We start from the raw sequence: 19751 nt of genomic DNA, 5'->3' as shown, positions 1-19751 counted from the left end.
ATACCCTCTTTTCGCCCCCCCGACGATGGTAGTGCATGACTCACGAAATCGCCGTCATTCCGGGCGACGGGATCGGACAGGAAGTGACACCCGCCGCGGTCGACGTCCTCGAGGCCCTCGAGATCGACTTCGAGTTCGTCGAAGCCGACGCCGGCGACGCGGTCGCGGAAGCGACCGGCGAGGCGCTGCCACAGGAGACCTACGACCTCGCGGCGTCGGCGGACGCGACCCTGTTCGGCGCGGCCGGCGACACGGCCGCGGACGTGATCCTGCCGCTCCGGACGGCGGTCGATTCGTTCGTCAACGTTCGACCCGCGACGGCGTATCCGGGGATCGACGCCGTCCGGCCCGAGACCGACCTCGTGTTCCTCCGCGAGAACACCGAGGGGGTCTACGCGGGTCACGAAAACCGGCTGCATCAGGACGTGTCGACGCTCACCCGCGTCGTCACCGAATCGGCCTCCGAACGGCTCGCCGATTTCGCCTGCGACTACGTCGCCGGCGACGAGCACGACGGCTTCACGATCGTCCACAAGGCCAACGTCATGCGCGAGACCGACGGCCTCTTCCGCGATACCGTCCGCGACGTGGCCGACGAGCGAGACGTCGAGACGGACGAAGTGCTGATGGACGCGTTTGCGACGCGAGTCTGTCTCGACCCCGAACAGTTCGACGTCGTCGTCTGTCCGAACCTCGCGGGCGACGTGCTCTCGGACCTCGCGGCCGGCCTCGTCGGCGGGCTGGGCCTGCTCCCCTCGGCGAACATCGGCCCCGAGCGCGCCCTGTTCGAACCCGTCCACGGCACCGCCCCCGACATCGCCGGCGAGGGCGTCGCGAACCCGGCCGCGACGATCATCTCCGCCGCCATGCTGCTCGAGTACCTCGGCTACGACGAGGCGAGCGACGACGTCCACGAGGCCGTCGAAGCGACGCTCGAGGACGGACCACGGACGCCGGATCTCGGCGGCGACGCCGCGACCGAGGACGTAACTAGGGCGGTCATCGACCGGCTGTAAGGCCGCTCGAGCGCTGTACCCGCTGTGCGCGTCGCAGGTGCGAACGACGTAGACGACGCGGACGCCGAGCCGGCGGGGACAGTGCGAGTGCGCCGAACTGACCATGGATCGAAACGACAGGGCCGTGACGGCGTTCGCCATGCTCGGCCACGCGATGTTCCACGCCTACGAGCTGGTGATACCGATCTTCGTCGTCGGCTGGCTCGAGGCGTTCTCGACGACGCCGGCGTTTCTCGGCGTCGCGGTCGGCGCGAGCTACGCCCTGATCGGCGTCGGCGCGCTCCCGACGGGGCTGCTCGCCGACCGGTTCAGCTCCAAGCGGTTGATCCTCGCCTGTCTGCTCGGCATGGGCGGTGCCTTCGCGCTCGTCTCCGTCGCGCCGAACGTCGCCATCCTGACGGTCGGGTTGTTACTGTGGGGAGCGGCGGCGAGCCTCTACCATCCCGCCGGGCTGGCGCTGCTCAGTCGCGGGACGAAAGAGCGGGGCACCGCCTTCGCGTATCACGGCGCTGCAGGCAACGTCGGCGTCGCGACCGGGCCGCTGCTCGCGGCCGTTCTGCTGGCGTTCGTCGGCTGGCGAACCGTGGCCGCCCTGCTCCTGGTGCCGGTCCTGCTCGCGGCAGTCGTCGGAACGCGACTGGAGTTCGACGAAACCGCGGGGAGTTCGGCTCGAGGTGCGGACGGCACCGCTACCACCCGCGAGGGACCGCACAGCCTCGCGGCGTTTCTCGCCAGTTCGCGGCGGCTGTTTACCGTCGGCTTCGGCCTCGTTTTCGCGATCGGCATCCTCTACGGCGTCTACTACCGGGCGACGTTTACCTTCCTGCCGGACATCCTCGCTGACCTGCCGCTGTTCGATCCGGTCCCGGTCGTCGGCCGCTCGTTCGAACCCAGCCAGTACGTCTACTCGGGGCTCCTGCTCGTCGGCGGGATCGGGCAGTACGTCGGCGGGCGGCTCGTCGACCGCGCCCGGCTCGAAACCGTGCTTCTGGGCGGCTACGTCGCCCTGGCCGTCGTCGCGATCGCGTTCGTTCCGTCGGCGAACGCGGGACTCGTCCCGCTGTTGGTCGTCGCCGGCGTCCTCGGATTCCTCGCCTTCATGATCGCGCCGATCAACCAGGAAGCGATCTCGACCTACACGCCGGCCGACGCCAGAGGGCTCTCCTTCGGCTACACGTACACGGCGATTTTCGGCGTCGGTGCGATCGGTTCGTCGCTCGCCGGCCTCATCCTGACGCGGTCGATGCCGACGGCGCTGTTCGCCGTCGTCGCCGCCTGTGCCGCGATCGCCGCCCTCATCGGCGGGACGCTCCACCGCCGCTCCGGACGGCGGTCTCGGGACGGCGTCGCCGCGGACGACTGAGCCGCTCGCCGTCGCGTCGACCGAGCGGCGCGGAAACCGGTCACGGCCGGAGAGTTATCACGGGGGCCGTGGTACCGGCGGCCATGACTCGAGACGACACCCTCGCCGGGGTCGACTCGCGAACCGTCGACACTGCCCGCCTCGAGACCCACTACCTCGAGTCGGGCGGCACCGACCGGGCGGACGACGAGAGCACGACCGTCCTCTTTCTCCACGGGAACGTCTCTTCCTCGCGGTTTTTCGAAGACGCGATGGCCGATCTCCCGGCCCGTCACCGGGCGGTCGCGCCCGATCTGCGGGGGTACGGCGATTCGGAGACGAAACCGGTCGACGCGACGAACGGCCTCGGCGACTTCGAGGGCGACGTCAGCGCGCTGGTGGCGGAACTCGGGCTCGAACGGCCGTTCGCCCTCGTCGGCTGGTCGAACGGCGGCGGCGTCGCGATGCGGTACGCGATCGACCACCCCGACGACGTGTCCGCTCTCGTGCTCGTCAACCCGCTCTCGCCGCACGGCTTCGGCGGCACGAGAGACGTAGACGGGACGCCCTGCTTCGACGACTACGCCGGCTCCGGCGGCGGGATCGGTAACGACGCGTTCGTGGCCGGGCTGGCCGACCGCGACCGAAGCGTGGAGGGGCAGACCTCGCCCCGAAAGGTCCTGCGAACCTACTACGTCGACCCGACCCACGAGTTCGACGACGAGCGCGAGGAGTCGTACCTGACGGGGATGCTCGATACGGCGACCGGCGCGGAGAACTATCCCGGCTCCTCGATTCCCAGCGACAACTGGCCCGGCATCGCCCCGGGCGAGACGGGAGTGAACAACGCGATCTCGCCGAAGTACTGCGACCTCGAGGCGATCACCGAGATCGATCCCGACGAGAAACCGCCCGTGCTGTGGATTCGCGGCGACTCGGACCAGATCGTCTCGAACGCCTCCCTGTTCGATCTGGGCACGCTCGGTCGTATGGGCGAACTCCCCGACTGGCCCGGCGAGGACGTCTTCCCGCCCCAGCCGATGGTCGACCAGACCCGAACCGTCCTCGAGCGCTACGCCGATCGCGGCGGCGAGTTCGAGGAAGTCGTCTTCGGTAATGCGGGCCACACGCCCCACCTCGAGGTTCCCGGTGACTTTCTGGATCGGCTCGAGTCGGTCCTGCGCGGCTGACGAACCCGACGGAACGGCCGCCCCGGCCGTCCCCCTCGCCGGGGACGCTACGACCGCGGTTCGCGCCCGTCGTGGGACCGCCGGTCCGCTGCCGCTTCCTCCCGTTCGTCGGTCGCCCCTTCGCTGCGCATCGTTCGGAGCGTCGACAGGCCGCGTTTTCGGGTCACGCCCTTCGATATCCTGACGCCGTCGAACGTGCCCTCCCAGCGCTCGTCGTTCGCTCCGAGGTGATCCATGTAATAGGCGAAGCCCGCGAGCCACACCAGCGCGGCCGTGAGCGCGAGAAAGCCGATCGCCGAGACGAGCACGGACGGGCCCAGCGCACCGACCGCGATCCCCGCGACGACGTAGACGAACGCGGCGATCACGATGAGGACGGTAATCGTCGCGAACATGTCGTTGACGGCGGTCACCCGCGCGTTGTACTCGATCCACCGTCCGTAGCTCCGGAGCAGTCGCACCTCGAACCGGTCCGCATCGGCCCCGGGATCGGCTCGAGCCGTCGCGAGCGCGACGTCGACCGCGTCGCCGTCGATCCCGCCTCTGAGATTCGACGCCGTGTACGTCACCCCGGCGAGGCCGGTCGAGACCAGCAAGAGGAGCCCGCTGGTGATGGTAAAGAGGTTCACGAAGGGCGCGATATCGAGATCCGTCTGGACGACGATCGAGCCGCCCGTGACGACCAGCCCGATCAACAGGAGGTTCGCCTTCAGGATCTCGATCGCCTTCTCGTCGATCTCCCGAACGCGCTCGACCTGGTAGTCGAACGTCGTCCGCAGTTCCTCGCGGGCCAACTCGAGCGTCTCGCGATCGAGGGCGTCCCGCTCGGTGGCCGCTCCCGACTCGTCGGAGACCTCTCGGCCGCTCATGGGCCATCCTTTCCCGCTCCGATCGTAAATCTGCCGGCGTCCGTTCCCGATGCGAATACCGTCGGGTCGAGCGACGGGTTCGATCGGCGGGACGGTCGCCGGCGTCTCAGACGATCTCGAGGTCGTCCCGGTCCGCCCCGGCCAGTTCCACCAGCGCGTCGGCCTCGAGCAGGTGACACGCCCCCGGAACGACGAGCAGGTGCAGCGGGTCGCCGAACGTTCGGTCCGCGAGTTCGGCCATGGGTCCGGCCTCGACGAGCGGTTCGGGCCCACCCGCGCGGGCGACGACGACCCCGACGAGGTTGGGGTACGCCTCGGCGAGCAGTTCGGCACCGACGTCGGCGGTCATGTACTCCTCACGTTCGGCCTTTATATCCAGGTAGACGACGGTGTGAAGGCCGTCCGCGCGGTTGTCGGCGATCGTTTCCGTCACGCTCGCGGGGAGGCCCTCGGCACCGTGGGCGTAGGGGAAAGGTAACGTCGTCGCCTTCCCGAACCGATAGTTCTGGAGCCCCGTCAGTGAGCTCGTCGCGGTCTGGGCGGTGACGCCGTGAATCACCCGCGTCTCGATGCCGCGGTCGTGGGCTCGCAGTCGGAGGTCGACGTGAGTCGTCGAGATCATCGTGTCGCCCGCCGTCAGGAAGGCCACGTCCTCGTTCGCGGCCGCCTCGAGCATGTCCTCGGGATGTTGCTCGACGCCGGCCCGGTCACGGACCTCGATGTCGACGCCGTGGGCGGACTCGAGGTCGTCGATCGTCGTCCCGATCAATTTGCTGGTGTAGAACTCGGCGTAGACCCGGTCGGCGCTCCGAAGCGCCGCCCGCCCCTCGACGGTGATCGAGCGCTCGTCGTAGAGACCGAGGCCGATGAAGGTCAGCATAGCCGCCGCTAGTCGGCACCGTCGCTATAACCTTTCGAGTCCGATTGCGGACGATTCGCCGGTCGAACCGAACGACGCCTCTGGGCGACCCGAAAACGGCGAACGCGGGGCGGTCGACACTGGCCGTCGATTACCGTTCGGAGACGGTCCCGAGTTGCTCGAGGAAGCCGAGCACGTGGTCGACGACCCACCGCTCGGCGATCCGTCCGTCCTCGACGCGGGCGAAGATCGTGCCGACCAGTTCGATCTCGTTTCCCGTCGGCTCGACGCCCATGAATTCGCCCCGATGAGTCGCGTGCATGGTAAAGCGGTTCGCGACCGTATCGCCTTCGGCGACGATGTCGTCGACCGTTCCGTGCAGGTCGGGAAACGCGGCGTGGAAGTCCCGGATCTGCCGTTTGAACTCGTCTCGGCCGCGTAACTCGGACGGCTCCCACGGGGAGTGCTGGACGAAGTCCTCGGCGAGGAGGTCGTCGATCGCGTCCACGTTTCCCTCGTTCCAGACGTCCGCTTGCATGCGGCGGGCGAGCGCTTTGTTGTCTTCTATGTTCATTGGTAACGACCCATACGAGAGAGGGCAGTTGCAGCAATAACGGTTGTCGACACGTCTCTGACCGGTCGGAAAATCAACCGTCGGGTCGACGGGCGAGACTACCCTGACAGTCACTCCCCGTCGTCGACGATCGCAACCGCTTCGATCTCGACCAGATGGTCGGGATCGATTAACCGCTGTACTTCGACCATGCTACAGGCCGGGCGAACGTCGGCGAAGAATTCGCCGTGGGCCTCGCCGACTGCTTCCCAGTCGTCGATATCCGTTACGTAGATGCGCGTGCGGACGACGTCCTCGAGCGTCGCGCCCGCCTCGTCGAGCGCGTGCTCGATCAGTTCGAGGGCTCGAACGGTCTGTGCGTACGGCTCTCCCGGAGCGACGACGGAGCCGTCCTCGGCGGTCGCCGTCGTTCCCGAGACGTGTACCTGCGAGCCGGTCCGGACGGCACGGGAGTAACCGACCCGCGGTTCCCACTCGGTGCCGCTCGAGACGGTCTGTCTGTCCATGCGGTGACTGCGAGCCGAACGGTGAAAAGATTCCGCCGGACGACGGGAACCGCGCGTCGTCTCGGCCGTCGGGGGAACTGGTCAGAACCCGATGTGCGAGGTCGATGCGGGACCGTCGTCTCCGTCGTCGATTCCGCCAGCGTGGGCGAACGTCACGTCGTCGTCGGTCAGGTAGACGACGCCGTCGTCGACGCTGACGTCGACTGACGGCAGCGTCGTCTCGGCTGCTTCGCCGTTGTCACAGTAGCCCGAACAGGCGTCGAACATCGAGCCGTGTTTCGGACAGATGAGCCGGCCGTCGCGCATCGGGGCCCCGCGGCCCGTATCGAATCGCTGGGCTTCGTGGGTGCATCGGTTGATCCACGCTTCGACACCGTCGTCGGCCGCAGGCTGACTGCTCGTGGAACCGTGGTCCACGCCGTCCTCCCGAGCGTTCGAAGGAGGGCTCGTCGAGTCGTGCTCGGCGTCGTCCTCGCAGGGCACGAGGACGACTTCGTCGGGTTCGCCGTGCTGATCTCGAATCGTGAACAGCCACGACCGGTTCTCGTAAACCGTCTCGACGGTCGTGAGCCGCGTTCGCACACTCATTTCGAGCGGACAGTATGGACCACGAACGGAAAACGGTCCCGACGGACCGCGCCGGACAGCAGCGCACGGACGGCTCGTGCCGTCCGCGAGGCACAGCCGGCTCTCAGAGCGTGAACGCCAGCGGGAGCGGCGGCTGGATCGCCAACACGATGACGCCGGCCGCGAGCGAGACGAGCCCGATGCCGACGGCGATCTCTTCGCCCCAGGTCGGCAGGCGCTCTATCGTGACGACGCCGGTCAGTGCGACCATCCAGACGAGGTTCATCTCGCCGACGAAGACCATCACCAGGAAGAAGACCCCGAAGCAGGTGAGGACACAGCGCACGCCGTGATAGAGCCCCTCCCGGATCGCCTGCGGGACGCCGTCGACGTGAGCCGGCACGGTGGCACAACACGTCCGCAGGAACGACCGTTTGAACCTCGAGAGCTGGTACAGTCCGGTGAGCACGAGGACGCTCCCGATGACGACGTGGGTGTGCGTGCGGGTGACGCCATAAATTCCGCCCGGGAGGACGATGTCGTACAGGAGCGGAACGCAGGCCGACGCCATCCAGACGACGTAGTAGCCGACGAGAAACGACGCCAGCGCTCGCACCGCACCGGAAGCCGATCCCCGATAGGACGCGACGTACTCCCGGGTGAACCGCATCATCGCCGGTTGCATCATCGCCCACATCATCACGCCCCACATGACGGTGTAGCCGATAATCGCCTCGAGCGTCCCGACGTGGGCGGCACCGCGTTCCATCGCACCGGGTGCGGCCATCGGGATTTCGGCCTCCATCGTCAGCCACTCCATTCCGGGCATCGGGACGTGACCGCCGTACAGCAACAGCCACCAGACCGCGTCGAGACCGAGCATCGCGGTGACCACGGCAGTCGTCCGATCGAACCCGGTCGGGAGGCGATCCGTCGTCCGTTCGATCGCAGCCCGAAGCACTGCACTCATTCGACTCTCCCTCCCTCGAGGGTGTGACGGACGGTGAACGGCGATGCAGAGTCTGCACGGGTCGTCGTCATCGTCTCCGAACCACCAAACGGGGTAGAATCGATCACGGCTAGTCTCGTACGTCGTAGCCGGCGTTTTCGATGGCCGCCCGCACGCGGGGGCGTACCGACGCATCCCCGTGAATCGTCACTCGACCGGCCGTGGCGTCGGCGTCGACGACCCCCACTCCAGGGATGTCGGCCACTGCACCGGTGATAACTATCTCACACCCTTCACACGTCATTGCGGGAACTTCGAGCGTGTATTCGTCCATTCTGCATCCGGACAACGCGTCGAGCGGGCATAAATTGATGAAATTCTGATATTTTCTGCACTAAACGGTACCGAAGACTAGAACCGGCTCGATCCGCGCATCGACCTGCGATCTTCCGGCACCGACGAGGGGAGGCGTGCCGGTACGGGATCGACGCGGCGTTCGAACTATTCGACCGGCGCGCGAGACCGGAGCCCGCGTCAGTGGCCCGCAAGGACGTGTGACCAGCATGGGCTGACCGGTGTAGGGTCGTCGGTTCCGGACTGCGATCTTCCTCGGCCTCGTCTCGATCCCGTTCACGGTCGTGAGTAACTGGGTCCTGGATCCGGATACCGTTTCAGGGACGGCCCTGATCGTCGCGTGCGTCCTCTCGGGATATCACGACGGGGCGCAATCGAGCGACGGAACGCGGGCGGGCGCGGTGACCGCGGCGATCGGTGGGGTCCCGATCCTCCTCTGGCAAAGCGGGACGACCGCGCTCGAGTGGTGGAACCATCCGATACTCGTCGATCTCGTCGGCGACTCGTGGCTGATGGCCGCGAGTTCGGTGGCTGCGGCCGGATGCACCGTCGTGATTGGGGTCGTCGTGTTCCTGATCGTCGGGCAGCTCCGTGGATTCATCGGCGGCTGGCTGCACGACCGTCTCGATTGACGCGGACACCCGATTCGGCGGCCGCGGGATCTATTCGATCGGTTGGGTCTCCATTCCCCGGCGTCGTCGGGCGTGTCCGGCGGTTCGGCGCGTACCGCCCGCAATGGCCGGTTCTGGAGACGTCGGGTGTTCCCGCTCTCGACCTACCGAGTCGGTTCACGATCTCGGAGGATGGATTTGATGTGCGCCTTTATCCCGCCCCTGATGAATTTGGGTACTAGTGTGGGTGGTCAAACTCCGTCGAGCCGTATCGTACTCCCGACGCCCGCTGGTTCGAAGATCTCTGGAAGATGCTCATTGAGGATTCCCATCGCCGCTGTCCCTGTACAGTGGGCACCGACGAGCAAGTCGAGTGTTCCTCTCTCGTTCCCCTCGATGTGTCTCCCATCCCTTGCTGGTCCTGATTTGTGATACAGGTGTCGTCTCGGATGGCCCCCCACTGTCTCGTGTACAAGCGGCTAGAGACGGCGATAACGACTGGTTTTCGTGATTCATCTCTGGCTATTCGTACGTTCGAACAGTGTTGCTAACCGAGTGGGAACTATGAAAAGAATGGTGGAGAGGCATATTAATTTGAAAACCAAAGTTCGTCAGCGACACCGTTCAGTCGTTCTGAAAGCGGTGTTCACCCGCATGCAGGTCCTGCGCGGAGTAGCTCTACCAGCGGAGCAGTCGGCGGTCTCACGGGTAGCTGGGAGAGTTTTCGGAGTCCCCGCCGAGGCCCCTCATGGGCGGTGTCTCGATTTCAAATTCAATGTTCTAACACTCCGTCCTTAGCATTTCTAACGGAAACTGCAATCAGAAATGCACCCCTATCACTCTTTGTGAGAACTTCAGTAAATCTTGATTCGAGCGCCTCCATGCTCGGTGGCCAACAGTGTAACCACGACCATTCTGTAGCGACCCAGTGGGATATCTTGGATGGTCGATACGTATGAACGTGACAATTCTCGCTGACAACACCGTGGCAACGGGGATTCCGAAAGGCCTCCGCGGCGAATGGGGGTTCGCGGCGGCAGTTGATGACGTGCTGTTCGATACAGGCCAATCCACCGCCGCCCTCGACAATGCACGGTTACTAGATGTCGGTACGGCGTTCGACGACATCGTGCTGAGCCACGCCCATTATGACCACACCATGGGTCTGGACGAGTTCCTCGATCCGTTTGACAAACCGACTGTGTACTGTCATCCTGATATCTGGGCTGAGCGGTTCATCCGAAAGCCTGCTGACGGCCGGACGCTGGACGAGCCGATCCACATCGGAGTTCCATTCTCTCGAGCCGAAGTCGAAACGGGGGCCGATATCATCGAGCACCGTGACCCTGTAGAGGTACGCGATGGTGTATTCGCGCTCGGTGAGATTCCCCGGCCTCACGACGACAATCCTGTCCACTTGCGCGAGAAGGATGGTGAACTGGTCGACGATTCGGTGCCGGACGACCAGTCGATCGCCGTCGAGACCGAAGATGGCACCGCACTCGTGCTCGGGTGCTGTCACGCAGGCCTTCGCAACACTATTGAGCACGCCGAGACAGTCACCGGCACGGAGGTTCGCTTCGTCATCGGCGGTACCCACCTCGTTGCCCGTGATGCGGACGAAATTCACGACCTCGCGGACTGGTTGGAAGGTCAACTCGATCTGTTTGCCGGGACTCACTGCACGGGCTTCCAGGCCGAGAAGATTCTCTCGGAGCGTCTCCCTGAGGCGTTTCGCTCAGTGGGCGTCGGAAGTTCACTCGAACTCCCGCCGAGAGTCTGATTCGATGTTCAACCCCATTGTCTGGTGGTTCCGGTGGCTCGCTCGCCGACTGGCCGGGGTGGGGGCCATCGACGACCAGCGCGGACGGCGAATCGCGGACCTCACCTGGCCGCGGTTCCTGACGATGATCGCCAGGTTCTCCCTCCGTGTGTCCGACATTGCGATGGTCGGCCTGGCCCTCGGTTCCACGGCCATCGTCGGCATCTCCTTTGCAGTCGTCTACTGGCAGTTCGCGTTCGCTTTCGCCATCGGGATCGCTGGTGGAACGATCGGGCTGGTTGCGCAACGCTATAGTGCCGGCCAATCGGCAGCGGCGAGCCTCGTCGTCAAACAGAGCGTGCTTCTCGGTCTCGCGCTTGGACTCCCGTTCGTCGTCGCCTACTGGCTCGGTGCCGAAGAGTTGATCCGAGTGTTTACCGAAGACAGCAGGACAGTCCGATACGGGGCGACGTACCTGCGGGTGAGCACGGTTGTTCTACTGTTTGTCACGTTCAACGTTGTCGCGAGCCGCACGCTCGCAGGAGCGAACAACACGTGGATTCCGATGTCGATTCGGGCGACCGGTGCCGCCGTTAACATCGGTCTCAACGCAATCTTCATTTTCGGCCTGGGACTGGGAGTATTCGGAGCCGCTCTCGCGTCAGTCATCGCCGAAGGCCTCGTTGCGGCGAGTTTCGCGTATGGACTGGTTCGCGGAGAGTTCCCCGGGCTCGGGCCGTTCCCTCTCACCATATCGCTGACGGGCCCGTATCTCGACGGTCGTATACTTCGACAGCTGGTGGGCACGTCGGTGCCGTTGATCGGTCACCGGCTCGGGAACGTCTTCGTTCGATTCCCGCTGTTGACACTGCTCGCCATGGTTGGGCCGACCGTTGTCGCTTCGTTCGAGGTAGCTCGTCGAGTGCGGAATCTATTGAATGCCTTCGGGGCAGGGTTTTCTCTGTCCGCAAGCAGTCTCGTCGGCCAGGCACTAGGACAGTCGGACGAACAGTTGGCCGTCGATTTCGGCCGTGATACGGTTGTCTTCTCGGTAATCGTGTACGTGCTCGCTGGGATACTCGTCTTCGCTCTTGCTCCGGTCATCGCCGGCCTCTTCAGCCGGGACCCGGAGACAGTCGCTCGAACGATCCCGTTTGTACGGGTTGCCAGCGTCAGCTTCGTCGGGCTCGGTATATTCAGGACGTACGAGGGAATTCTGAAAGGGTCTGGCGAGAATCGGTGGACGATGTACGGACGGCTTCTCGGCCTGTATCTCCTTCTTCTCCCGTTGACGTATTTAGGGGTGACGACGTCGTTGGGGCACGCTGCCGTGTTCGGAGCCCTGATCGCAGAAACCTGGGGTGCAGCTATCGTGACCGGGTATCGGGTTCACTCCGGGAAGTGGACGGTCGCAAGTCGGTCCCGTCGACCGTCACTCGCTGACTGATGCGTGAGACTGCATCCGATTCACGGACCACCACGAATAATATCGAGGATTTTGGAAACCCATCGCTTGGATTCCAAACCGTTCAGACGCCTTCTTTGAGCTGATTCAGCTGGTCCTTGAACTGACTCTGGCAAGTGGTACAGCAGAAGTGATGCATCCGGTCGTCGATCCACTCGGATTCGCCCTCGCTGTCGACGGTATTCCCACACTCCGCACAGGTGAGCGCGAAATCCGTCCCGTCGAGTGACGGTTGCCACTCGATCTCGTCGATGAGCGTCACGGAATACGCTACGACGTCGGCCGGTTCCAGAAGGCTTCTGACCCATGTGTGTACGCTGTGGACCTCTGCACGTGCATTGAACCAGAGTTCTCCGCCGGCAGTTACCATGACGTGTTCCACCGCGTCGGACCCGTCGAGACGTGACCGGAGCTGTTCAAACGAGTCTCCAGGATCGACTTGAACAAAAATCTGTGCGCCCGCTCCCAGCTGTGTTCGGTCGATGTCCACGGTGAAGCGGTTGATGATCCCCGTGTCCTGCAGCCGTTCGATTCGGTCTGCGACCGCTGGCCCGGACATGCCCACCTCCTCGGCGATATCGGTGTACGTCCGCCGGGCATCGTGGCTGAGGAGTCGCAGAATCTCGATGTCTGTCTCGTCGAGCGAGGGCATACCGTCGATAGAATTCGGCGGGGTAGGTAAAAAATTTCTTAGTATATCTACGATTTTCGCCCCACTACCGTGACTTTCAAGTGAAACCGCACTGACCGATTACCGCCTCTATACGACGTGATGCCGACTGACGCAGGACCGATCCCAGACTCGTAAACCGCCGAGGACAGTTCGGCAGAGACGGTCATCAGGCAACCGGCCTCGTGAAACGCGACGACTCGCTGAACCCGTTCGGCCGCTCCGTCAGGGTCATGGACGACGCCTCGTGGCGATTGTCCCAGTGGTATTTTCCACCAGAGGCTCAACAGCCTGCCGACGCCGCTTCGGAACCAGTATCTGAACGATAGAGTTGACCCTGCAGACACCGCCTCAGTATAGATCCGTATATACGGACATCATCAAAGCATACCAGCAACAGATGATAATGACTAGATATGACCGTCCGACTGATCCTTCGCTGAGTCCGCTGCTCGGAAGTGACAACACCATTCAGCAGTCCCAGAATCCTCGCAATTCCCCACACTCGTCCAGATAAGTACGACCGTGAGTGTTCAGCACTAACTTTTGATCGATAACAGGAAACGAGTCGACGAAGGGAGTCCCGAAACGATTTCATCTTCCGAAACAGTGAGCCGGTTCGCCCGACACATTTGATATAGCCATTGTTGGTTTATCAGTTGGGGCGGCCCCGGAAAAACGTCAGTGTTACGGCGGCCCGACGGTCAGTTCGGGCATGGACGTTCCGTGCGTCCGCGTCGAGCCCGAAGCAGGGGAAGCGACGCGCGCAGCGCTCGCCGACGCGGACCTGATCGACGACGCGTACGAAATCGCCGTCGAGGGCGGCCGGCTCTACATCCCGATTACCGATCCCGCCGCCGTCCGAGACGTACTCGACGGCGACGTCGAGGTGGTCTCACACGCGGTCCCCGAGCGCCAGCAGCAGACGACGCCGGCGGATCTGCTCGCGTTCGATCCCACCTACGAACGCCTCGGCGAGGCCGCGCTCATCGACGAAGACGACCCCGACCGCGCGCGGGCGATCGCGGACGCCATCCTCGAGTCCGATCTCCCCGCGGAGACGGTGCTGAACAAGGCGTCGAAGGTCAAAGGCGAGACGCGGGTGCGAGACTGGGAGGTGCTCGCCGGCGAGAACACAGAAGTGGTCCACCGCGAATACGGCTGCGAGTTCCTGCTGGATCTCGCGGACGTGTACTTCTCGCCGCGACTGGCCACCGAACGCCACCGCGTTGCCGAACAGCTCGAGGGAAACGAACGGGCGTTCGACATGTTCGCCGGCGTCGGGCCGTTCGTCGTCCCGTTCGCGAAACGCGGCGCGGAGTGTGTCGGCGTCGATATCAACGCGACTGCGATCGACTACCTCCGCGAGAACGCCCGTCGAAACGGGGTCGCGGACCGCGTGACCGCGATCAACGACGACGTCCGCGAGGTCGCCGTCGACTACGAGGACTGGGCCGACCGCATCGTGATGAACCTCCCCCACAGCGCCGACGCGTTCCTCGAGTCGGCGGTGACCCTGGCCGGCGACGACTGCACCCTCCACTACTACGACATCCAGCACGAGGACGACCCGTTCGGGCCGGGCGAACGCGCGATCCGCGCGGCCGCCGAACCCGACTACGAGGTCACCGTCGAGACTCGCCACACCGTCCGCTCGTACGCGCCCCACGAGCTGAACGTCTGTCTCGACGTGCGACTCGAGCGATGATCGGCTACGCGGAACGGGCCTCGAGTCGCGTACCCACCTCCCACGACTGGATCGATTCGCAACTCTTATGGCTGGTATCGGTCCTACGAATGAATGCGCGCCGGTGTAGCTCAGACTGGCAGAGCGAATCCTTCGTAAGGATTAGGTCGAGGGTTCAAATCCCTCCACCGGCTTACTTCTCCGACGATCAAACTCGTGAGTTGCCGCCGTGTTCTGACGGGGATCGTGGCGCCTTCCAATCTGGAGACGACATCGCTGGAGCCGTGGCTCACGCCCGTCGTTCTCCCGGCCACTGCGGCGGTCGTGAGACGGGAGTGCATCGAGAGCGATCGGAAAGTCTGGTCTCTCGAACCGGGGTACAGGCACCGCGTTCCGAACGGAACGCGGGTTCCGACGCAACCGAATCCGAGGATTCCACAATTTCGTTCGATGATGCGACCGGCCGACCCCGAACTGACGTTTGAACGCCGCCTCGACGCCGATATCACAGTCGACCGTCGCTCGAGTTCCGATTCGGGTCGAGGCTCGAGTCGATCGCCCCCACTCACGACATAAATTAGTATGTGCGATATCAAACCGGCTGCGTCCCGTTCCCCGCAGTTTCGGAGGATGGGCCAATTTTGGATCGAATCTCCATCGTCGTGGTGGTCCCCACCGATCGAACGTCTATTTCGAACCCTCGCAGGCACAACTACCACTTGTCAGATTGGCTATATTCACGTGGGGTCGCACGCCGTGAGATCAATCCGGGGAAAATATGCTCACAGACGAACACCGCTCACCCGATTGAACACCTAACCAACGTTTTCAGGAGGGCCTAAACAGGCCATCCGCTCGAGATGGCGCACGACGCTCACCATGGCGATGACATCTATCACCGTCGGTCAGTGGTTGAGGCCGTTTTCTTTGCGCTCGAACGGGGCGCTGGACGTAAACGGAGGCTATTCTTCTGCCGAGGAATCGGCCAGACCGGGAGTCCACGCGGAATCCCACGAGTTTACTCGTGATAGCTCGCTCAGTCGGAGTACTCGTATCGATACCAGTTCAGTCCGACGAAGCCGATCGTAATCGACGCCATTCAAGAGGATTGAGTCCACGACACGATCCCCTGAACGTAGATGTGCGCGTAAGCACCCGCCCACACGACGGACAGTAGTTCACCGACGCTTGATGAGATTATACTCGAAACGGGATTCAACGAAGCCAGGCTCGCCCCCATTTCGGGCGGCGCTGTCGGCAAATAAAGGCTAATCGCACTTCCGATACCGATCACGACGATGAGCACGAACTTTCCTCGGTAGTTCGTCGTGATGCGCCAGCTAACCCGAAGTGATTTGATGGGGCCGTACTGGCCGATGACGCAGGCTTCCGGGACGAACCAGAATTTGAACAACAGGAAGAGAAACGGCGCGGCAAAGACGATCCCGACGACTGTCGCCGCGACGGGAAAGCCAACCATCTCCACGGGATTGCCCGGAATAACGCCAGCAAGAACGAGTAGTGGCAGAGAGAGGAGAGATGGGATCACCATACTGGAAAATACGAGTAGAAGGATGACGCCAACTAACGCCGGTATCCGAGCAATACTTCGATGCAGTCCCTCGCGTATCGTGACGGGGTCGCCGGTCAGTTCTCCGGCGACGATCGTTCCGACGTAGGCTCGAATCAAGAAAACGAACGCGAACGCTGTCAGGGCCTCGAACACGTCGATCACGGGCAGCGGGAGCACGTTGATACTGTCCGTCTCGAGAAGTCGGTTGGCGAGGATGAGCACGCCCGTGAAGGCGACAATCGACGGGGAGGATCGAAACAGGCGAACGGACCAGGCCAGCGCATCGAGGACGGTCCGATTGGTGGTAGTCGTCTCGATGTTGCGGCATTCGAGACACCCACACCCATCGACATCGTCTCGTGCCTTGATCGTTGGTGCCATGTCACATGCGGCTGTATCGTGAAAGACAGAAATACTTCGGATCGGTGAGTCGGTGCGTTCGCTCATTCAGCAGTAACAAACTGTGAGATGGACTCCCCGACTGCGAGCAGAATCGATGGTGGACCGAGCAGCGAGGCGAAGGATTTGAACGCGCGTTTGAGACTCGGCCGATCGTCCTCGGTACCGAGAAAGAGTAGCGTCGGGTCTTTCGAAACGACGTACACACTCATCTCCCGGCCTTTCTCCGAATAGCAGGTGTCCGTGACTTCGATTACCCCGGCCGATTCGAGGTTCGTCAGGTGATAGTGAATGTTTTGGACGCTCTGGTCGAGTTGCTCAGCGATCCGGGCCGGTGTCGCCGGCGTCTCGTTGAGCAGCCGGAAAATCTCGTAGGCGGTTTCGGAGGATAGCGCTTCGATCACCTCTCGCGTCGCGTCGTCGTCGAGGCTCAGTACGGCCGGGGAATCGCTTCGTTCGACGGCGGCGTCCGTTTGTGTCGGAAAGAGTCGTGCCATAGTTACGGTTTCTTCTGTGAATGGAGGTTGCGGGGATCTGATCCGTCAATGGCTATTCGAGACCGTAATATGTAGTTGGTGGTAGGAACTCATACTGATTCCGAGGTGGCAGCTGAAGCAGCGATCAATCGCAAGTAGTAGGCCGTGTACACCGTATAGAAGTACGCGAAGCCAACCGCGGAAAGGCCGATTCCGATCGGGAGGAGCACAGCTGTCGGAATCCCGAGGTCGATCGGTAATACGTCAGCCGGCCCAGCGTCCGTCAGCGTCAACTGGAGGAGGTACTCGGGTATGACGAAGGCGTTCAACAGGACGATCCAGACCAGCGAGAACCCGGCGACGCTTTTGAGGTTCGAGCGGACGAGGGCAATACTTCTCCGGAACGAATCAGTAACGCTCTGGTTTTCGATGACGATCGCAGTGTGATAAAACTGCACGAACATAATGACAACGAGGACAGACAGCAGCCACATGAGTATAGAGCCGACGCCTGCGACGAAGGCAGCCATCTCGTTGATCACGGCGAGCGCCATCGATCCGAATCCGAGGAAGAACCCGATGAATCCGAGTCCGATAGCGATTCCGAGGACGAGAACCACGAACAACACGGTTCCAAGGAGAAGTGGGAGGTAATGTGTCCGCGCTGCGGTGAAAAATTGGGTGAGCGATGCACCTGTTCCTTCGATCGCGGCCTGAGCGGTTCCGATGAAGCCGCCGAGAACGAACGGGAAAACAACCAGCCACGCGAGCGAGATCCCTGCTGACAGCAATGGTGATTCGGTCAGGTGATCCACGTACTGCAGTTGGCTTCCGGCCCCGAAGAGAAGGCCAGCGACGAGCAGGATCGGATTTGCTCGGAGGGCTGCGAATCCGTCTTTGAATGCGGAGACTGTGACCATCGTATCCACGAATTGCCGTCGTCTCGTATTAGTTCGGTCGTAGTATTAAAACCAGATTTAACCAATTGGAGCGGCTGACGTTGCCACTTCGAGAGGAATGACGCGAACAACGACGGTTTCCGTGCCGCGACCGAATTTTCGGCAAATGATCACGAAGGGATGGCTCCAGCGGCGACAGCTCACCGTCTACGCGGGAGCCGTCCTGCTCGCCGCCGTGTTCGGGTTCGGCGTTCCCGCGGCCGCCTCGGTCTTCGAGCGGCTCATCACCCCCGTCTTGGCGGTCCTCCTGTACGCGACCTTCCTCGAGATTCCGTTCGTCCGCTTCCGTCGCGCGTTCACTAACGGCCGGTTCATGGCCGCGGCCCTCGGGCTGAACTTCCTCGTCGTTCCGGTCGTGGTCTACGGCCTCACCAGGGTTCTCCCGCAGGAACCGGTGCTCCTCGTCGGGGCGTTCATGGTGTTGTTGACGCCCTGTATCGACTACGTCATTCCGTTCACCGAACTCGCGGACGGGAACGGCGAGCAGATCACCGCCGCGACGCCGGCCCTGCTGGTCGTGCAACTGCTCTTGCTCCCGGTGTACCTCTGGCTGTTCATGGGAAGCCGGATCGCGGAGATCGTCGAGGCCCGCCCGTTCGTCGAGGCGTTCGTCGTCCTCATCGCCGTGCCGCTGGCGCTCGCGTGGGTCACCGAGGTGTGGGCGGACCGATCCGACACGGGCGAGCGGTGGCAGGCGGCGATCGGCTGGCTGCCGGTTCCGATGATGGGGGCGACGCTGCTGGTCGTCATCGCCTCGCAGCTCCCCCGCGTCCAGGACTCGATCGGCCGGATCGCCGCCGTCGTCCCGGTGTACGTCGCCTTCCTGGTTGTCATGCCGCTGCTCGGGCGGCTCGCCGCCGGAATCGTCGGGATGGAGGTCGGCGAGGCTCGCGCGCTCGTGTTCACGGCGACGACGCGGAACTCGCTGGTCGTCCTGCCACTGGCGCTCGCGCTCCCGGCGGGCTACGAGCTGGCACCGGCGGTCGTCGTCACGCAGACGCTGGTCGAACTGACGGGGATGGTCGTTCTCACTCGAGCGGTACCGGCGTGGCTCGTTCCCGGCGCGCCCGCGCGGGTGCCGACTTCGGGGTCCGTTCGGGACGATTGACGAGTCGCTCGAGGACCGGCTCCGAACGAGTGTGGTATACCGCCGGGTTCGGTCGTCGCGACGGCCGGGGAACGGAGGGAACCGACGAGCTAGTAGAACGCGGAGAGCGCGAGGACGACGGCAACCGCGAGCACCGGATAGTCAACTCGCGAGATGGAAAGCACCGGGAGCGTCGGGTTCCACGCGAAACACCGCGCCCGCAGCGCGAGCGAGAGCCGATCGGCGCGGTCGAACGCGCGCGTCAGTCCGAGGACGCCGACCGTGCTCGCGCGGTCGATCGCACTGCGTTCGGTCCCCAGTCGCGCGGCCATCGCCTCTCGAATCGTCCGGAGGTCGGCCCGAAGCACGGGGAGAAACCGGAAGACGAGACTCACGCCGACGGCCAGCATCTGGCCCGGTTTTCCGGGGACCGTCCGCTGGATCGCCGCTCGAGAGTCTCGGATCGGCGTCGAGCGCACGTACGCCGCGCTGACGAACAGGATCAACAGAACGCGGTAGCTCGCCAGTCCCGATGCGACGGCGGCCGACCGATCGATCCAGGGCGGGCCGAGCGCGACGCCCGAGAGCAGCGGTGCGAGCGCGAGGATGACCAGCGCGAACCGATAGGACGCGAGCGTTCGACGGATCGACAGCCCCGCCGCGGCTGATACGACCGCCGCCAGGACAGAGAGGAGGAGCAACGCCCGCGGCGTCGGATGGGCCAGGGCCGTCGCGGTGAACCCAAGCTGGAACGCCAGCTTCGTCCGGGGATCGAGTCGGTGGGCGAACGTGTCGTCCGGTTCGTAGGTCAGCATCGATCCCCTCCCGCGTGCCGT

Annotated in this window: 20 protein-coding genes and 1 tRNA gene; 9 read left to right on the top strand and 12 right to left on the bottom strand. The window is 63.7% G+C overall.

The features are described 5' to 3' along the window. The first annotated feature begins 35 nt into the window (after positions 1-35). The 3 genes from leuB (at position 36) to BMX07_RS21865 (ending at position 3548) form a co-directional block, all read left to right on the top strand. Complete coding sequence (gene leuB, locus BMX07_RS21875; protein ID WP_090622509.1) at positions 36-1016, top strand: 3-isopropylmalate dehydrogenase; 981 nt, start codon at positions 36-38, stop codon at positions 1014-1016. A gap of 103 nt (positions 1017-1119) precedes the next feature. Continuing rightward, a complete protein-coding gene (locus tag BMX07_RS21870) occupies positions 1120-2379 on the top strand; it encodes an MFS transporter (RefSeq protein WP_090622504.1) in 1260 nt (419 codons plus the stop codon). Positions 2380-2462: 83 nt separating this feature from the next. Continuing rightward, on the top strand, positions 2463-3548 hold the full coding sequence (locus BMX07_RS21865) for an alpha/beta fold hydrolase (protein WP_090622501.1): 1086 nt from the start codon (positions 2463-2465) through the stop codon (positions 3546-3548). Between the two features lie 47 nt (positions 3549-3595). Here BMX07_RS21865 and BMX07_RS21860 read toward each other — a convergent pair whose 3' ends face one another. From BMX07_RS21860 to BMX07_RS21830, 7 genes are all read right to left on the bottom strand, one after another. Continuing rightward, entirely contained in the window at positions 3596-4417 is an 822-nt protein-coding gene (locus BMX07_RS21860; RefSeq protein WP_090622497.1) for a hypothetical protein, read from the bottom strand. A 106-nt stretch (positions 4418-4523) separates the two neighbouring features. Next, positions 4524-5297 carry a diphthine synthase gene (gene dph5, locus BMX07_RS21855; protein ID WP_090622493.1) on the bottom strand — a complete coding sequence of 258 codons (774 nt, stop codon included), beginning with the start codon at positions 5295-5297 and terminating at the stop codon, positions 4524-4526. 130 nt (positions 5298-5427) lie between these two features. Next, on the bottom strand, positions 5428-5850 hold the full coding sequence (locus tag BMX07_RS21850; RefSeq protein WP_090622490.1) for an ester cyclase: 423 nt from the start codon (positions 5848-5850) through the stop codon (positions 5428-5430). Positions 5851-5960: 110 nt separating this feature from the next. After that, a complete protein-coding gene (locus tag BMX07_RS21845) occupies positions 5961-6356 on the bottom strand; it encodes a RidA family protein (RefSeq protein ID WP_090622486.1) in 396 nt (131 codons plus the stop codon). A gap of 81 nt (positions 6357-6437) precedes the next feature. Beyond that, on the bottom strand, positions 6438-6944 hold the full coding sequence (locus tag BMX07_RS21840) for a Rieske (2Fe-2S) protein (protein WP_090622481.1): 507 nt from the start codon (positions 6942-6944) through the stop codon (positions 6438-6440). A gap of 103 nt (positions 6945-7047) precedes the next feature. Then, positions 7048-7893 (bottom strand): DUF2182 domain-containing protein, encoded by an 846-nt coding sequence (locus tag BMX07_RS21835; protein WP_090622477.1) that lies wholly within the window; start codon positions 7891-7893, stop codon positions 7048-7050. 109 nt (positions 7894-8002) lie between these two features. Beyond that, positions 8003-8206, bottom strand: coding sequence for a heavy-metal-associated domain-containing protein (locus BMX07_RS21830; protein WP_090622475.1), 204 nt, complete (start codon positions 8204-8206; stop codon positions 8003-8005). Positions 8207-8474: 268 nt separating this feature from the next. Between BMX07_RS21830 and BMX07_RS21825 the strand changes: the two genes are divergently transcribed. From BMX07_RS21825 to BMX07_RS21815, 3 genes are all read left to right on the top strand, one after another. Then, the gene (locus BMX07_RS21825) at positions 8475-8858 is read left to right on the top strand and encodes a DUF5518 domain-containing protein (protein WP_090622471.1); all 384 of its coding nucleotides are present in this window, start codon (positions 8475-8477) and stop codon (positions 8856-8858) included. Between the two features lie 934 nt (positions 8859-9792). Continuing rightward, complete coding sequence (locus BMX07_RS21820) at positions 9793-10620, top strand: MBL fold metallo-hydrolase (protein WP_090622467.1); 828 nt, start codon at positions 9793-9795, stop codon at positions 10618-10620. A gap of 4 nt (positions 10621-10624) precedes the next feature. Then, positions 10625-12046, top strand: a complete 1422-nt coding sequence (locus BMX07_RS21815) for an MATE family efflux transporter (RefSeq protein ID WP_090622463.1) — start codon at positions 10625-10627, stop codon at positions 12044-12046. An 82-nt stretch (positions 12047-12128) separates the two neighbouring features. On the opposite strand, the gene BMX07_RS21810 is transcribed toward BMX07_RS21815, so the two are convergent. Beyond that, entirely contained in the window at positions 12129-12716 is a 588-nt protein-coding gene (locus BMX07_RS21810; RefSeq protein WP_090622459.1) for an AsnC family transcriptional regulator, read from the bottom strand. A 733-nt stretch (positions 12717-13449) separates the two neighbouring features. Between BMX07_RS21810 and BMX07_RS21805 the strand changes: the two genes are divergently transcribed. Continuing rightward, positions 13450-14442: a class I SAM-dependent methyltransferase gene (locus BMX07_RS21805; RefSeq protein WP_090622456.1), complete on the top strand. Its 993-nt coding sequence runs from the start codon at positions 13450-13452 to the stop codon at positions 14440-14442. A 99-nt stretch (positions 14443-14541) separates the two neighbouring features. Continuing rightward, positions 14542-14615, top strand: a tRNA-Thr gene (locus BMX07_RS21800). Between the two features lie 905 nt (positions 14616-15520). On the opposite strand, the gene BMX07_RS21790 is transcribed toward BMX07_RS21800, so the two are convergent. From BMX07_RS21790 to BMX07_RS21780, 3 genes are all read right to left on the bottom strand, one after another. Then, positions 15521-16375 carry a DUF7847 domain-containing protein gene (locus BMX07_RS21790; protein ID WP_245742192.1) on the bottom strand — a complete coding sequence of 285 codons (855 nt, stop codon included), beginning with the start codon at positions 16373-16375 and terminating at the stop codon, positions 15521-15523. A gap of 62 nt (positions 16376-16437) precedes the next feature. Further along, a complete protein-coding gene (locus tag BMX07_RS21785) occupies positions 16438-16890 on the bottom strand; it encodes an ArsR/SmtB family transcription factor (protein WP_090622447.1) in 453 nt (150 codons plus the stop codon). 89 nt (positions 16891-16979) lie between these two features. Continuing rightward, on the bottom strand, positions 16980-17789 hold the full coding sequence (locus BMX07_RS21780; protein WP_090622443.1) for a DUF7847 domain-containing protein: 810 nt from the start codon (positions 17787-17789) through the stop codon (positions 16980-16982). A gap of 145 nt (positions 17790-17934) precedes the next feature. On the opposite strand from BMX07_RS21780, the gene BMX07_RS21775 reads away from it, so the two are divergent. Beyond that, the gene (locus tag BMX07_RS21775) at positions 17935-18936 is read left to right on the top strand and encodes an arsenic resistance protein (RefSeq protein ID WP_090622439.1); all 1002 of its coding nucleotides are present in this window, start codon (positions 17935-17937) and stop codon (positions 18934-18936) included. 89 nt (positions 18937-19025) lie between these two features. On the opposite strand, the gene BMX07_RS21770 is transcribed toward BMX07_RS21775, so the two are convergent. Beyond that, positions 19026-19730 (bottom strand): energy-coupling factor transporter transmembrane component T family protein, encoded by a 705-nt coding sequence (locus BMX07_RS21770; RefSeq protein ID WP_090622435.1) that lies wholly within the window; start codon positions 19728-19730, stop codon positions 19026-19028. Positions 19731-19751: the final 21 nt, after the last annotated feature.

The organism is Natrinema salaciae, from assembly GCF_900110865.1.
In the GTDB taxonomy this organism is placed as follows: Archaea; Halobacteriota; Halobacteria; order Halobacteriales; family Natrialbaceae; genus Natrinema; species Natrinema salaciae.
Note: the sequence above shows the minus strand (reverse complement) of the source record. Positions and strands in the feature narration are given on the sequence as shown.